This is a genomic window from Enterobacterales bacterium endosymbiont of Anomoneura mori, assembly GCF_047159375.1.
GTDB lineage: Bacteria > Pseudomonadota > Gammaproteobacteria > Enterobacterales > Enterobacteriaceae_A.
The window spans coordinates 90,847-105,571 of the sequence record NZ_AP031381.1; the positions used below are offsets into that span (position 1 = coordinate 90,847).

The 14,725-nt window shown below is 17.7% G+C and carries 13 protein-coding genes and 1 tRNA gene; 10 read left to right on the forward strand and 4 right to left on the reverse strand.

The annotated features are described in order from the left end of the window. Window position 1: 1 nt before the first annotated feature. Complete coding sequence (gene pta / locus ACMCL3_RS00460) at window positions 2-2,035, forward strand: phosphate acetyltransferase (RefSeq protein WP_412728835.1); 2,034 nt, start codon at window positions 2-4, stop codon at window positions 2,033-2,035. 40 nt (window positions 2,036-2,075) lie between these two features. Next, window positions 2,076-3,200, forward strand: a complete 1,125-nt coding sequence (gene tgt, locus ACMCL3_RS00465; protein WP_412728836.1) for a tRNA guanosine(34) transglycosylase Tgt — start codon at window positions 2,076-2,078, stop codon at window positions 3,198-3,200. Window positions 3,201-3,260: 60 nt separating this feature from the next. Here tgt and hemC read toward each other — a convergent pair whose 3' ends face one another. Beyond that, window positions 3,261-4,175, reverse strand: coding sequence for a hydroxymethylbilane synthase (gene hemC / locus ACMCL3_RS00470; RefSeq protein WP_412728837.1), 915 nt, complete (start codon window positions 4,173-4,175; stop codon window positions 3,261-3,263). A gap of 95 nt (window positions 4,176-4,270) precedes the next feature. On the opposite strand from hemC, the gene ACMCL3_RS00475 reads away from it, so the two are divergent. Then, a tRNA-Trp gene (locus ACMCL3_RS00475) sits at window positions 4,271-4,343 on the forward strand. Beyond that, entirely contained in the window at window positions 4,319-4,813 is a 495-nt protein-coding gene (gene ybeY, locus ACMCL3_RS00480; protein ID WP_412728838.1) for an rRNA maturation RNase YbeY, read from the forward strand. The genes ACMCL3_RS00475 and ybeY overlap by 25 nt, the downstream gene beginning before the upstream one ends. A gap of 273 nt (window positions 4,814-5,086) precedes the next feature. Here the strand turns inward: ybeY and ACMCL3_RS00485 are convergent, their stop codons facing one another. The 3 genes from ACMCL3_RS00485 to ACMCL3_RS00495 are packed head-to-tail and all read right to left on the reverse strand — an operon-like array spanning window position 5,087 to window position 7,058. Beyond that, window positions 5,087-5,407, reverse strand: a complete 321-nt coding sequence (locus tag ACMCL3_RS00485; RefSeq protein ID WP_412728839.1) for an iron-sulfur cluster assembly accessory protein — start codon at window positions 5,405-5,407, stop codon at window positions 5,087-5,089. A 38-nt stretch (window positions 5,408-5,445) separates the two neighbouring features. Beyond that, window positions 5,446-5,829, reverse strand: coding sequence for a Fe-S cluster assembly scaffold IscU (gene iscU, locus ACMCL3_RS00490; RefSeq protein ID WP_412728840.1), 384 nt, complete (start codon window positions 5,827-5,829; stop codon window positions 5,446-5,448). A gap of 11 nt (window positions 5,830-5,840) precedes the next feature. Further along, window positions 5,841-7,058: an IscS subfamily cysteine desulfurase gene (locus ACMCL3_RS00495; RefSeq protein WP_412728841.1), complete on the reverse strand. Its 1,218-nt coding sequence runs from the start codon at window positions 7,056-7,058 to the stop codon at window positions 5,841-5,843. A gap of 336 nt (window positions 7,059-7,394) precedes the next feature. Between ACMCL3_RS00495 and cysG the strand changes: the two genes are divergently transcribed. The 6 genes from cysG to tkt all read left to right on the forward strand — a co-directional run bounded on the left by cysG (window position 7,395) and on the right by tkt (window position 14,582). Then, window positions 7,395-8,768 carry a siroheme synthase CysG gene (gene cysG, locus ACMCL3_RS00500; protein WP_412728842.1) on the forward strand — a complete coding sequence of 458 codons (1,374 nt, stop codon included), beginning with the start codon at window positions 7,395-7,397 and terminating at the stop codon, window positions 8,766-8,768. Between the two features lie 41 nt (window positions 8,769-8,809). Further along, window positions 8,810-9,712 carry a sulfate adenylyltransferase subunit CysD gene (cysD, locus tag ACMCL3_RS00505; RefSeq protein ID WP_412728843.1) on the forward strand — a complete coding sequence of 301 codons (903 nt, stop codon included), beginning with the start codon at window positions 8,810-8,812 and terminating at the stop codon, window positions 9,710-9,712. Next, a complete protein-coding gene (gene cysN / locus ACMCL3_RS00510; RefSeq protein WP_412728844.1) occupies window positions 9,645-11,036 on the forward strand; it encodes a sulfate adenylyltransferase subunit CysN in 1,392 nt (463 codons plus the stop codon). Before cysD ends, cysN begins: the two co-directional genes overlap by 68 nt. A 57-nt stretch (window positions 11,037-11,093) precedes the next feature. Next, entirely contained in the window at window positions 11,094-11,714 is a 621-nt protein-coding gene (cysC, locus tag ACMCL3_RS00515) for an adenylyl-sulfate kinase (RefSeq protein ID WP_412728845.1), read from the forward strand. Between the two features lie 90 nt (window positions 11,715-11,804). Further along, the gene (gene ssb / locus ACMCL3_RS00520; RefSeq protein ID WP_412728846.1) at window positions 11,805-12,293 is read left to right on the forward strand and encodes a single-stranded DNA-binding protein; all 489 of its coding nucleotides are present in this window, start codon (window positions 11,805-11,807) and stop codon (window positions 12,291-12,293) included. 270 nt (window positions 12,294-12,563) lie between these two features. Then, the gene (tkt, locus tag ACMCL3_RS00525) at window positions 12,564-14,582 is read left to right on the forward strand and encodes a transketolase (RefSeq protein ID WP_412728847.1); all 2,019 of its coding nucleotides are present in this window, start codon (window positions 12,564-12,566) and stop codon (window positions 14,580-14,582) included. Window positions 14,583-14,725: the final 143 nt, after the last annotated feature.

Below are 14,725 nucleotides of genomic sequence, written 5' to 3' on the forward strand. Positions count from 1 at the left end.
AATGTCAAAAACAATTATGTTAATGCCTGTAAATAATAAATTTAATAATTTATCTTTAAGTATTATTAATATTCTTAAAAAAAAAAAAATAAAATTTTGTTTTATGAAACCAATTATAAATTTTAAAAAAAAAAATATTATTAAAAAAAAAAAAAATTGTTTTATATTAAATAATAATAAAATATATACAAAAAAAATAAAAAATTTAACAATTTTAGAAAAAAAAAATATATTAATAAAAGAATTAATTTCTTATTATTATAAAAATATTAAAAAATATGATATTTTTATAATAGAAGGATTTTATTTAATTAATAATAATTATAATTATATGTTTTTAAATTATGAAATATCAAAATCTTTAAATTTTAAAAATATTATTCCATTATTTTTTAATAAATTTATTAATTATAAAAATATAAATAAATATATTAATATAATATATAATAATTTTAAAAAATATATAAATTTAAAAATTAATAAATTTATTATTAATCAGATTTATAATAATGTAAATATTAAAAAATTTAAAAAAAATAAAAAAGTAAATTATATACCATTAAATTCAAATTTATTTTCAATTCGTATTATTGATATTGGTTATTATATTAAATCAAATATAATTAATAAAGGTGAAATATTAACTAAACGTATTAAAAATATAATATTTTGTAAAAATAATATTAAAAATATATTTAAATATTTTTGTTTAAATTCATTTATAATAATTTCATTGAATAAAATAAATGAAATTTTTAAAATTTGTTTATCTGTATATAATGGTATAAAATTAGGAGCAATACTTATAACAGATTATAATGTATCTAATTTATTAATAAAAAAATTTTTAAATTGTATATTTTTAACAAATTTAACAGTTTTTGTAATTAATAAAACAAGTTTAAAAATTTTTAAAATTATAAAAAAAATAAATTTTAAAATATTTAATAAAGATTATATAAATATCAAAAAAACACAAAAATATATTTCTAAATATATAAATTTAAATTTATTTAAATTTAAAAAATATTCAAAATATAAAAATTTTACACCTAAAGAATTTATTTATAAAATAACAGAAGTTTCCAAAAATATAAATAAAAAAATAATTTTACCAGAAGGTTACGAACCTCGTATTATAAAAGCTGCTAATATTTGTTATAATAAAAATATTGCTGAATGTATATTATTAGGAAATCCAGATAAAATTAAAAAAATTGCAATATTAAATAATATTAAATTTAATAAAAAAATAAAAATTATTAATCCTAAAAATATTAGAAATAATTATATTAATAAATTAGTTCAATTACGTAAGCATAAAGGTATGAATGTAGAAAAAGCTATTAATGAATTAAAAAATAATACAGTATTAGGTATAATGATGTTAGAAAATAATGAAGTTGATGGATTAGTATCAGGTTCAATAAATACAACAGCAAATACAATTCGTCCAGCATTACAAATAATAAAAACTAAACCTGGTATTTCATTAGTTTCTTCAATTAATTTTATGTTATTACAAAATAAAGTTTTAATATATGGTGATTGTGCAATTAATATAAATCCTACATCTGAACAACTTTCTGAAATTGCTATTGAATCTGCTAAAACAGCTAAATTATTTAATATTAAACCTAAAATAGCTATGATTTCATATTCTACTGGTAATTCAGGTATAGGTAAAGATGTAGAAAAAGTTAAACAAGCAACAATTTTAATTAAAAAAAAAAAACCAAATTTAATAATTGACGGACCTTTACAATATGATGCTGCAATAATTTCAAATGTAGCTAAAAAAAAAGCACCAAATTCAAAGGTTGCTGGAAAAGCAAATGTAATAATTTTTCCAGATTTAAATACAGGTAATACAACTTATAAAGCGGTTCAAAGATCTGCTAATATAATTTCAATAGGACCTATACTACAAGGTATTCGAAAACCGGTTAATGATTTATCTCGTGGTGCACTTATTGATGATATAGTTTATACTATTGCAATTACAGCTATTCAATCTAAAAATAATAATTTTTAAAAATATTAATTTTTTTATAATTATATAGTTTGGAATTTATATGGATTATAAATTAATAAAAACAAATGGTTATACTCGTTTAGGAAATTTTAATTTTAAAAATTCTATAATAGAAACTCCAACATTTATGCCAGTTGGAACTTATGGAGTTATTAAAACTTTAACAACAGAAGAAGTTAAAAAACTTGATGTACAAATTATATTAAGCAATACTTTTCATCTTTGGTTACGTCCTGGTATAAAAATTATTAAAATACATGATGATTTACATAAATATATGAATTGGAATAAACCTATATTAACTGATTCAGGAGGGTTTCAAATATTTAGTCTTAATACATTAAATAAAATAAAAGAAGAAGGTATTTATTTTAAAAATCCAAATAATGGAAATAATTTATTTTTAAGTCCTGAAAAATCAATTAATATTCAATATTTTTTAAATTCTGATATTTTTATGATTTTAGATGAATGTTTATCTTATTTAAATAATTGGAATTATATTAAAAATTCTGTTGAAATGTCATTACGTTGGGCTAAACGTAGTAAAAAACAATTTAATAAAATTAATAGTAAAAAAAAATTATTTGGTATTATTCAAGGTGGAATATATAAAGATTTAAGATTATTTTCTTTAAATGGATTACTTGATATTGGCTTTAATGGATATGCTTTTGGTGGTTTAGCTGTTGGTGAGCCAAAAAAAAATATGTATGATATTTTAGAATATATTTGTCCTAAAATTCCTAAAAATTTTCCTAGATATCTTATGGGAATAGGTAAACCTGAAGATATAATAGAAAGTGTACGTAGAGGTATTGATATGTTTGATTGTGTAATTCCTTCAAGACATGCTCGAAATGGTCAATTGTTTGTAAGTAATGGTTTAATAAATATTTCTAATCATAAATATAAATATAATACAAAACCTTTAGATATTAATTGTGATTGTTATACATGTTCTAATTATACATTATCATATTTATATAATTTAAATATTAATAAAGAAATATTAGGAATAAGATTAAATACTATTCATAATATTAGATATTATCAAAATTTAATGCTAAATTTAAGAAATTCAATTAAATTAAATAAATTTAATCTATTTGTTTCAAATTTTTATAAAAAAATTGGGAAAAAAGTACCTAAAAATATTTTTTAATTTTTAATAAATTAAATTTAAAAAATTTAATATATTATTTAAAATAAATTATTAATTATTTTATTTTTTTAAGAATTTATATATATTAGAATTAATTATTTTTTTAGCTAATTTATAACCAATAATTTTAAAATCTTTTATATTTCCAAAATATTCATCATTTATATAATTTTTACCATTTGAAGAACTAATAAAAATACGAAGCCAAATTTTTTTTTTTATAATTTTTGCATAACTTCCAATTGGAGCATGACAACCATAATTTAAAATATTATTAAAAATTCTTTCTGTTAATATACAAGAATTAATTTTATAATTAAACAATGATTTTAATATATTTAAAATTTTTATATCATTTAAACGATATTCTACTCCTATAGCTCCTTGACCTGCAGCAGGTATAAAATCTTTTATATTAAGTGGTGATCTTAAATAATTATTATATCCTAATCTTTTAAGTCCTGCAATACTTAAAATTATTGCGTCATATTCATTATTATTTAATTTTTTAATACGAGTATTAATATTTCCTCTAATATTTAAAATTTTTAAATCTGGTCTTTTAATTAATAATTGACATTTTCTTCTTAAACTTGAAGTTCCTACTATACTACCGTAAGGTAAATTATTTAAAGAATTATATTTATTAGATACTAAAATGTCTCTTGGATCTTCACGATCACAAATAATTGTTAAACCAAATTCTTTAGAAAAAATATTTGAAATATCTTTCATTGAATGAACTGCAATATCAGTTTTTTTATTTTTAAGTGATTTTTCTAATTCATTTCCAAATAAATTTTTTCCACCTATTTTTTTTAATGATTTATTAATTATTATATCACCTTTTGTTATAATAGGTATTATTTTTATTTTAAAATTTGGATAAAAATTAATAATTTTTTTTTTAATTAATTCTGCTTGCCATAAAGCTAAATGACTATTTCGAGTTGCTATTTTAATTATTTTAGACATTTTTAAAAAAATTAATATTATTAAATTATTTAATAATTTTTTAAATTTTATAAATATTTTATAAAATATTTAAATATTATAAATTATATTTAATTAGGGGTGTAGCTCAGTTGGTAGAGCACCGGTCTCCAAAACCGTATGTCGTGAGTTCAATTCTCTCCACCCTTGATATTAATTATTTAATTAATTATAATATGAAATCTTTAAAATTAATTTTACAATGTGATTTTAATATTAAAAAAAAAAAAAAAAATAAAATTATATTTTTAATTAAAAATACAGTTAAAAAATTTAAAAAAAAAACAAAAGTATTAATTAAATTAGTTAATAAAAATGAAATTTTAAAATTTAATTTAATTTTTAGAGGAATTAATAAATATACAAATATATTAACTTTTAATTTTAAAGATATAATAAATAATAAAAATTATATAGGTGATTTAATAATTTGTCATGAATTAATTACATTTAAAAAAAATAAAAAAAAAATTTTTTTTTTAAATATTATTATTCATGGTTTATTACATTTATTAAATTTAAATCACATTAAAAACAATGAAAAAAAACAAATGGAAATATTAGAAATAGAAATCCTTAAAAATCTAGGATTTGATAATCCATATTATATAATAAATTAATATTTTAATATTTTTATTTTTAAATATTTTATTTACATATTTAAAATTATAATATTAATAATTATTATTATATTTTTATTAAACATTTTTAAATTTTTAATTAAATATTGATAAATTTAACTTATTATTAATTATAAAAAAAACGAGAATTTTTAATATTATTAAAATATTAATGTTTAATAATAATATCTTTAATAAATAATTAAAAAATAAAATATTTAAATATAATATTTTTAAATATTATTAAAATAATAGATTTATTTTAATAAAAATTTATATATTAAAACTTTTTCCACATTTACATTTATTTTTAATATTTGGATTATTAAAAATAAGAAATGTTTTAAATTTTTTTTTAATTAAATCGATTTTAATATTATTAAAATATATTAAATTTTTTTTTTTTATAAAAATAATAATTTTTTTTTTTTTAAAAATGTAGTCATTATTATTTAAATCATTAATATATTTAAAATTATATTTAAAATTTAAACACTTTGATTTTTTTATTCCTAATCTTATTCCAAATTTTTTATTTTTTTTTATTAAATTAAAAAAATAATTTATAGCATTATCACTTATATTTATTATCATAAATTATAAAAATATTAATTAATTAATAATAAAAAATTTTAAAAATTATTTTTACTATAATAATTTTTAATTGCTTCTTTTATTGCATTTTCTGCTAATATAGAACAATGAAATTTAATTGGTGGTAATGAAAGTTCTTTAGCTATATTAATATTTTTAATTTTTTTTACTTGTTTAATAGTTTTACCTATTATTAATTCAGTTAATAAAGAACTTGATGCAATAGCTGAACCACAACCATAAGTTTTAAATTTAGCATTTTCAATTATACCTTTATTATTAATTTTTATTTGTAATTTTATTACATCGCCACATGATGGTGAACCTATCAAACTACTACCAACATTTTTATCTTTATTATCTAAAGAACCAACATTTCTAGGATTTTCATAATGATCTAATAACTTTTTACTATAAGACATAATAATTAATATTAAATATTTTTTTCCCAAATAATAGAATTAATATCTATTCCTTGTTTAAAAATTTCCCATAAAGGTGAAATATTTCTTAATTTTTTAATAGATTTATTAATAATATTTATACTATAATCAATTTCTTCAATTTTAGAAAAACGACCAAATGAAAATCTAATAGAACTATGTGCTAATTGTTCATTAATTCCTAATGATAATAATACATAAGAAGGTTCTAAACTTGATGAAGTACATGCTGAACCAGAAGATACAGCAATATTTTTTAAAGACATTATAAGAGATTCACCTTCAATATAATTGAAACTAATATTTATTATATTTGGAACACTATTATTAAAATCTCCATTTAAATATATTTCTTCTATTTTTTTAATACCATTCCAAAATCTACTTTTTAATATATGATATAAATAATTATCATTTTTCATTTCTTTTATTATAATTTTACATGCTTCACCAATTCCAACTATTTGATGAACAGCTAATGTACCAGAACGTAAACCTTTTTCATGACCTCCACCATGTATTTGAGGTGTTATATGAATTTTAGGTTTATTATTAATATATAAAATTCCTATTCCTTTAGGACCATATATTTTATGTGCTGAAAAAGACATTAAATCTATATTATTTTTTTTAACATCAATATTAATTTTTCCAAAACTTTGAGTTGCATCAATATGTAAAAAAATTTTTTTTTTTTTACATATTTTACCAATTTCATTAATATTTTGTATAACTCCTATTTCATTATTAACATGTATAATAGAAATTAAAATTGTATTATTATTAATAATTTTAGATATTTTATATAAATTTATAATACCATTACTTTCAGGTTTTATATAACTTATATTAAAATTATTAATTTCTAATTGTCTACAACTATCCAAAACAGATTTATGTTCAATTTTAGATGTTATTATATGATTTCCTTTATATTTATAAAAATTTGCAATACCTTTAATTGCTAAATTTATTGATTCAGTTGCGCCTGAAGTAAAAATAATTTCTTTATAGTTAGCTTTTATTAATTTAGCAATTTTTTTTCTATAAATATTTATTGATTCTTCTGCTCTCCAACCAAAGCAATGAGATCTTGAAGAAGGATTTCCAAAATTTCCATCTAATGTTAAATATTTAAACATTTTTTTAACTATACGTTTATCTACAGGGGAGGTAGCAGAATAATCCATATAAATTGGTAATATCATTATATATATATATTCACATTTTTTAAAATATTCAATTTATTAAAATTTTTTATAAATAATTTAATATAAAATAATTACTAAAAATATTTTAAAATATTAATATTAAAAATTTATTAATTAAATAATGAATATTTAATTTTTAAAAAATATTTTTTAAATATAAATTTAAAATATTAATTTTAAATTTTTTTTATTTATTATTTAATATAAAAAAATTAATAATAATTAAAAAATTAATCATCAAATATTAATTTTAAATTTTAAAATTTAATAATTAAATATTTTTAATATTTAAATATTTTTAAAATTTAAATATTATTATTTTAAAAATAATTTTTGAAATATTTACCAATATTTATTAATTTAAAAAATCGCACAGTTTTAGTAATTGGTGGAGGATCTATTGCTTCTCGTAAAATTGATTTATTAATAAAAACTAATGCGAAAATTAAAATTATTGCTAAAAAACTTACACCTGAACTTAAAAAAAAAAATAATAAAAAATATATTAATTGGATAGGTCATAAATTTTGTACAAATAAATTAATTAATGTATTTTTAATAATTATTGCTACTAATAATAATAAATTAAATTCAAAAATATTTTTTGAAGCAAATAAACGTAAAATATTTACTAATACAGTTGATAACCCAAAAAATTGTTCTTTTATTTTTCCATCAATTATTAATAGAACACCATTATTAATTGCAATTTCTTCATGTGGTAAAGCACCTATATTAGTAAAATTAATAAGAGAAAAATTTGAATCTTTATTACCATTTAAACTTGGAAAAATTATTAAAATTACTTCAAAATGGCGAGAAAAAATTAAAAAAAAAATAAAATCTATTAAAATACGTCGTTATTTTTGGGAAAATATTTTTTCTAAAAAATTTTTTTCTTTAATTTTAAATTTTCAATATAATAATGCTGAAAATGAAATTATTAAAAATTTTAAAAATTTTAAAATTAAAAATAATGGAGAAATTTCATTAGTAGGTGCTGGACCTGGAGATGTAGGATTATTAACTATTAAAGGTTTGCAAGTTATTCAACAAGCTGATGTAGTTTTATATGATTATTTAATAAATAAAGAAATATTAAATTTAATACGTCGTGATGCAAAACGTATATGTGTTGGAAAAAGAATTGGTTTACATTCAGTATTACAAAAAAAAATAAATTATTTATTAATATATTTAGCAAAATCAGGAAAACGTGTTGTTAGATTAAAAGGTGGAGATCCATTTATATTTGGTAGAGGAGCTGAAGAATTAAAATTAGTTTATAAAAAAAATATTAAATTTAATGTTGTTCCTGGAATAACAGCTGCAAATGGAGTTACAGCTTATGCCGGAATACCATTAACTCATCGAAAATATTCACAAAGTATTACTTTTATTACAGGTCATAATTATTTAAATAATAATTTAAATTTTTTAAATTTTAATAATAAAAAACATACATTTGTTATTTATATGGGAACAATTAAAATTAATAATATTATAAAAAAAATGATAAATGATGGTTTAAATAAAAATTTACCTATAGCAATTATAAGTAAAGGAACATATTTAAACCAAAATATAATTATTAGTACTTTAAAAAAAATTAATTATTTAATAAAAAATATAGAATTACCAAATTTAATTATAATTGGTGAAGTTGTTAAATTACATTATAAATTACATTGGTATAAAAAAAACTAATTTTTAAAAAATTATTTATTTTAAAAATATTAAAATTTTTTATGAATTATAATAGATATACTCATCTTAAACAATTAGAAGCTGAAAGTATAAATATTATACGTGAAGTAGTAACAGAATTTAAAAATCCAGTTATGTTATATTCTATTGGTAAAGATTCTTCTGTAATGTTACATTTATCAAGAAAAGCATTTTTCCCAGGTAAAATTCCATTTCCTTTTTTACATGTTGATACTGGTTGGAAATTTAATGAAATGTATAAATTTAGAAAAAATACATCAAAAAATTATGATATCAAATTATTAATATATAAAAATAAAGAAAATAATAATGTTAATCCATTTATAGATGGAAGTAACAAATATACTAATATTATGAAAACTATAGGTCTTAAAAAAGCTATAAATAAATATAAATTTGATGCTGCATTTGGTGGAGCTAGAAGAGATGAAGAAAAATCAAGAGCTAAAGAACGTATATTCTCTTTTAGAGACCGTTTTCATCGTTGGAATCCTAAAAATCAAAGACCTGAATTATGGAATAATTATAATTGTCAAATAAATAAGGGTGAAAATATTAGAATTTTTCCTTTATCTAATTGGACTGAATTAGATATATGGGAATATATTTATTTAGAAAATATAGAAATTGTATCTTTATATTTTTCAAAACTTAGAAAAATTGTAAAACGTGATAATATGTTAATAATGTTAAATGATAATCGTATAAATTTGAAATCTAAAGAAATACCAATGTATTTAATGGTTAGATTTAGAACTTTAGGATGTTGGCCATTAACTGGTGCAACAAAATCAAATGCAATTACTTTATCTGATATTATAGAAGAAACACTTTTTATAAATAGTAGTGAACGTTATGGAAGAGCAATTGATATTGATCAATCTGGATCAATGGAATATAAAAAACGAAATGGTTATTTTTAATTTTCAAAAAATGATATGTAATAAATATAATATAATAACTAAAAAAAATATTTTCAAAAAATATTTAAAATTACATAAAAATAAAAGTTTATTGAAATTTTTAACTTGTGGAAGTGTAGATGATGGTAAAAGTACTCTTATAGGTCGTCTTTTACATGATACTAAACAAATTTGTGAAGATCATTTATTTGAATTAAAAAAAGATATTAAAGGTACACAAGGTTCAAAATTAGATTTATCTTTATTAGTTGATGGTTTAGAAGCAGAAAGAGAACAAGGTATAACTATTGATATTGCATATAGATATTTTTCAACTGAAAAACGTAAATTTATTATAGCTGATACTCCTGGACATGAACAATATACTAGAAATATGGCTACAGCAGCTTCAAATTGTGATTTAGCAATATTATTAATTGATTCAAGAAAAGGTGTTTTAAAACAAACACGTAGACATAGTTATATTTGTACATTATTAGGAATACAAAATTTATTAGTAACTATAAATAAAATGGATTTAATAAATTATAATAAATTAATATTTAATAAAATTGTTAAAGATTATTTATCTTTTGTAAAATATTTACCTAATAAATTAAATGTTATTTTTATACCAATTTCTGCATTAAATGGTGATAATATAATTAAAAAAAGTAATTTTATGAATTGGTATAAAGGTCCAACTATTATAGAAGTTTTAGAAACTGTAGATGTAATAAGTGAATTAGAACTTAAACCATTACGTTTTCCTGTTCAATATATTAATAGACCTAATCAAAATTTTCGTGGATATTCAGGAAATATTTCTTCAGGTATTATGAGAGTAGGTCAAAAAATTAAAATTTTACCTTATAATATTAAATCAACTATAAAACGTATTGTAACTTTTGATAAAGATTTACCAGATGCAATTGTAGGTGAATCTATTACTTTAGTTTTAGAAGATAATATTGATATTAGTAAAGGAGATATAATTATTAATGAATTAGATAATATAACATTATCTAATAGAGCATTAATTAAAATTGTTTGGTTAAATGAAATTCTATTATCATTAAATGAAATATATAATGTTAAAATATTAGGAAAAAAAATAGAAGCAAAAATTATAACTATTCAATATAAATGTGATGTAAATACATTAGTACAATATTCTTCAAATAATATATATTTAAATAATATAGGTTTAATTGAAGTTGTTTTTAATGATTTATTAATATTAGATACTTATTTTAATAATCGTAATACTGGAAATTTAATTTTTATTAATAAAAATAACAATTCAACAATAGGAGCAGGTTTAATTAAAAAAATTTTTATTTAAATAATAAATTATTTATTTAATAAATTTATTATTTTTTATATAATCTAAAAAGGAAAAATGAATAAATTAAATACATTTAAAAATAAAAAAAATATAATTTGGAACAAATCAAAAATTAATCAAAAAAAACGTGAAATTAAAAATAAACATAAAAGTGCAGTATTATTATTTACTGGTTTATCTGGTTCTGGAAAATCTACTATTTCAAATGAATTAGAAAATTTTTTATTTAAAAAAAATATTAATACATATATATTAGATGGTGATAATATTAGATTTGGTTTATGTAATGATTTAGAATTTACAAATAATGATAGAAATGAAAATATGCGTCGTATAGGAGAAGTATCTAAAATTTTAGCAGATGCTGGATTAATAGTATTAATATCAATTATTGCACCTTTTAGAAAAGGTAGAGAAAATATTCGTAAAATATTAAAAAATCAAAATTTTTTAGAAATTTTTGTAGATACTCCATTAGAAATATGTAAAATAAGAGATCCTAAAAATTTATATAAAAAAATGGAAAAAAATAAAATTAAAAATTTTACTGGTTATGATAGTATTTATGAAAAACCTTTAAATCCAGATATATATTTAAATGGTCAAAATTCTATAAAATCTTTAATATTAATAATTTTTAAAATATTATGTAATAAAAAAATAATTAATTTTTAATTTTTATTAACAAAAATATTTAAATATTTAATTTATACTTTTATAAAAAATAAATTAATATATTTAAATAAATTTAAAAAGGAAAAAAAAATGTCAATAAAAGGTATAAATAAAGTAATATTAATTGGTTTTTTAGGGCATGACCCTAAAGTGCATTATATGTCAAATGGTAATGCAGTAACTAATTTAAGTATTGCTACTTCAGAAAATTGGAGAGATAAAAAAACTAATGAAAAAAAAGAAAAAACTGAATGGCATAAAGTTGTTATATATGGTAGATTAGCTGAAATTGCTGGAGAATATCTTAAAAAAGGATCACAAGTATATATTGAAGGATCTTTACAAACACGTAAATGGATTGATAAAAATAATATTGAAAGATATATAACAGAAATTATAGTTAATATGGGAGGGTTAATGTTAATGTTAAGTAGTCGTAATAATAATCAAAAAGACCCACAAGAAATTTTTTGGAATAAAAAAAATGATGATTCTATTTTAAATAATAAAAAAGAATTTAAAAATTCTAATAATATAAATAATAATGAAATAAATTTTGAAGATGATATTCCATTTTAATAAATTAAAATAAGGGGATGTTTAAACATCCCTAATATTTATTATTTATAAAATATTTTAATTTAATTTAAAATTTTAAATATTATAAAAAATTTTTTAAAAAAAAATATTTTTTAAAAATTTATTAATTAATTATATTTATAATATTAAAAATAAATATATTTTGTTGTTTTTTTTAAAAATTATTGTATAATATAATTTTTTAAAAAAATATTATTTATTAAAATATTTTAATAATATAAAATTAAAATATTATTTTAAGGAATAAAAATGATTAATCGTAAAGAATTAGCAAATGCAATTAGAATATTAAGTATTGATGCTATACAAAAAGCAAATTCAGGTCATCCAGGTATGCCTATGGGTATGGCAGATATTGCTGAAGTTTTATGGAGAGATTTTTTAATACATAATCCAAATAACCCTTTTTGGTTTAATAGAGATAGATTTATATTATCTAACGGTCATGGATCAATGTTATTATATTCTTTATTACATCTTACAGGATATAATTTATCAATAAATGATATTAAAAATTTTAGACAATTAAATTCTAAAACTCCAGGACATCCTGAATACGAAAAAAATATAAATGGTATAGAAACTACAACAGGTCCTTTAGGACAAGGTTTAGCAAATGGTGTAGGATTTGCAATTGCTGAACGTATTTTATCAAAAAAATTTAATAAACCAAATTATAAAATTATTAATCATAAAACTTATATATTTATAGGAGATGGATGTTTAATGGAAGGTATTTCACATGAAGTTTGTTCTTTAGCAGGTACTTTAAAATTAAATAAAATAATAGTTTTTTATGATAATAATAATATTTCTATTGATGGTAATATTAAAGAATGGTATAATGAAGATGTTAAAAAACGTTTTGAATCTTATGGTTGGAATGTAATTGATAAAATAAATGGTCATAATAGTGAAGAAATAAAATATGCAATTAAAAAAGCACATAAATCAAAAAATAAACCAAATTTAATTATATGTAAAACAATTATAGGTTATGGTTCTCCTAATAAAGCTGGAAACAGTGAAGTACATGGTGCACCATTAGGTAAAAAAGAAATTTATAATACTAGATTATTATTAAAATGGAAATTTCCAGAATTTATAATTCCTAAAAATATTTATTTAAAATGGGATGCTAAAGAAAAAGGAAAAAAATTAGAAAATAAATGGAATTTACTTGTTAAAAAATATAGTAAAAAATATCCAGAATTATATATTGAATATAAAAGATGTTTGAATAAAAAATTACCTATTAATTTTAATAAAAATATAGATAAATTTATTAAAGATACACAATTAATTTTTAAAAATATAGCAACAAGAAAATCTTCTCAAAATACATTAGAATTTTTAGGAAAAATATTACCTGAATTAATAGGAGGATCAGCAGATTTAACACCAAGTAATTTAAGTAATTGGTCAGGTTCAATATCTTTTAATAATAATAGTTATGGTAATTATATACATTATGGAGTACGTGAATTTGGTATGAGTGCAATTACTAATGGAATAGCTTTACATGGAGGTTTATTACCATATTCTGCAACATTTTTAATATTTTTTGAATATGCTCATAATGCAATAAGAATGGCATCATTAATGAATTTACATATAATATTTATTTATACACATGATTCTATTGGTTTAGGAGAAGATGGTCCTACTCATCAACCTATAGAAACATTATCAAATTTACGTATGATTCCTAATTTATATGTTTGGAGACCTTGTGATGAAGTTGAAACAGCAATTGCTTGGAAATATGCTATAAAGGAACAAAAACCAATTGCTTTAATTTTAACACGTCAAAATGTTAAACAACAAATACGTAATTTAAAACAAATAAATAATGTATATAAAGGTGGTTATATAATAAAGGAATGTAATAATTTTCCAGATGTAATATTTATTTCTACTGGTTCAGAATTAGATATAACAATAAAATCTTCAAAAAAATTAAAAAAAATAGGAATAAATGTACGTGTTGTTTCATTACCATCTACAAATGTTTTTGAAATTCAAAATAAAAAATATCGTAAAAAAATATTACCAAAAATAATTAAAAATCGTATTGTAATAGAAGCAAGTTTTAAAGGTTATTGGTATAAATATACAGGATTATATGGAAAAATTATTGGTATGAAAAATTTTGGAGAATCAGGACCAGCAGAAAAATTATTTAATAAATTTGGTTTTACAATTAATAATATAATAAAAAAAACAAAAAAAATGTTAATTAAAAATTATTCAAATAATGACATTTAAAAATTATCAAATAATATAAATTAATTTATAAATATTTTTTAATAAAAAAATTATAAAAAATAAAATAAATATATTTTATATTAATATTAAATAAAATTATTATATTAAATATTTTAAAAAAAATTTTTATTAAATAAATTTTA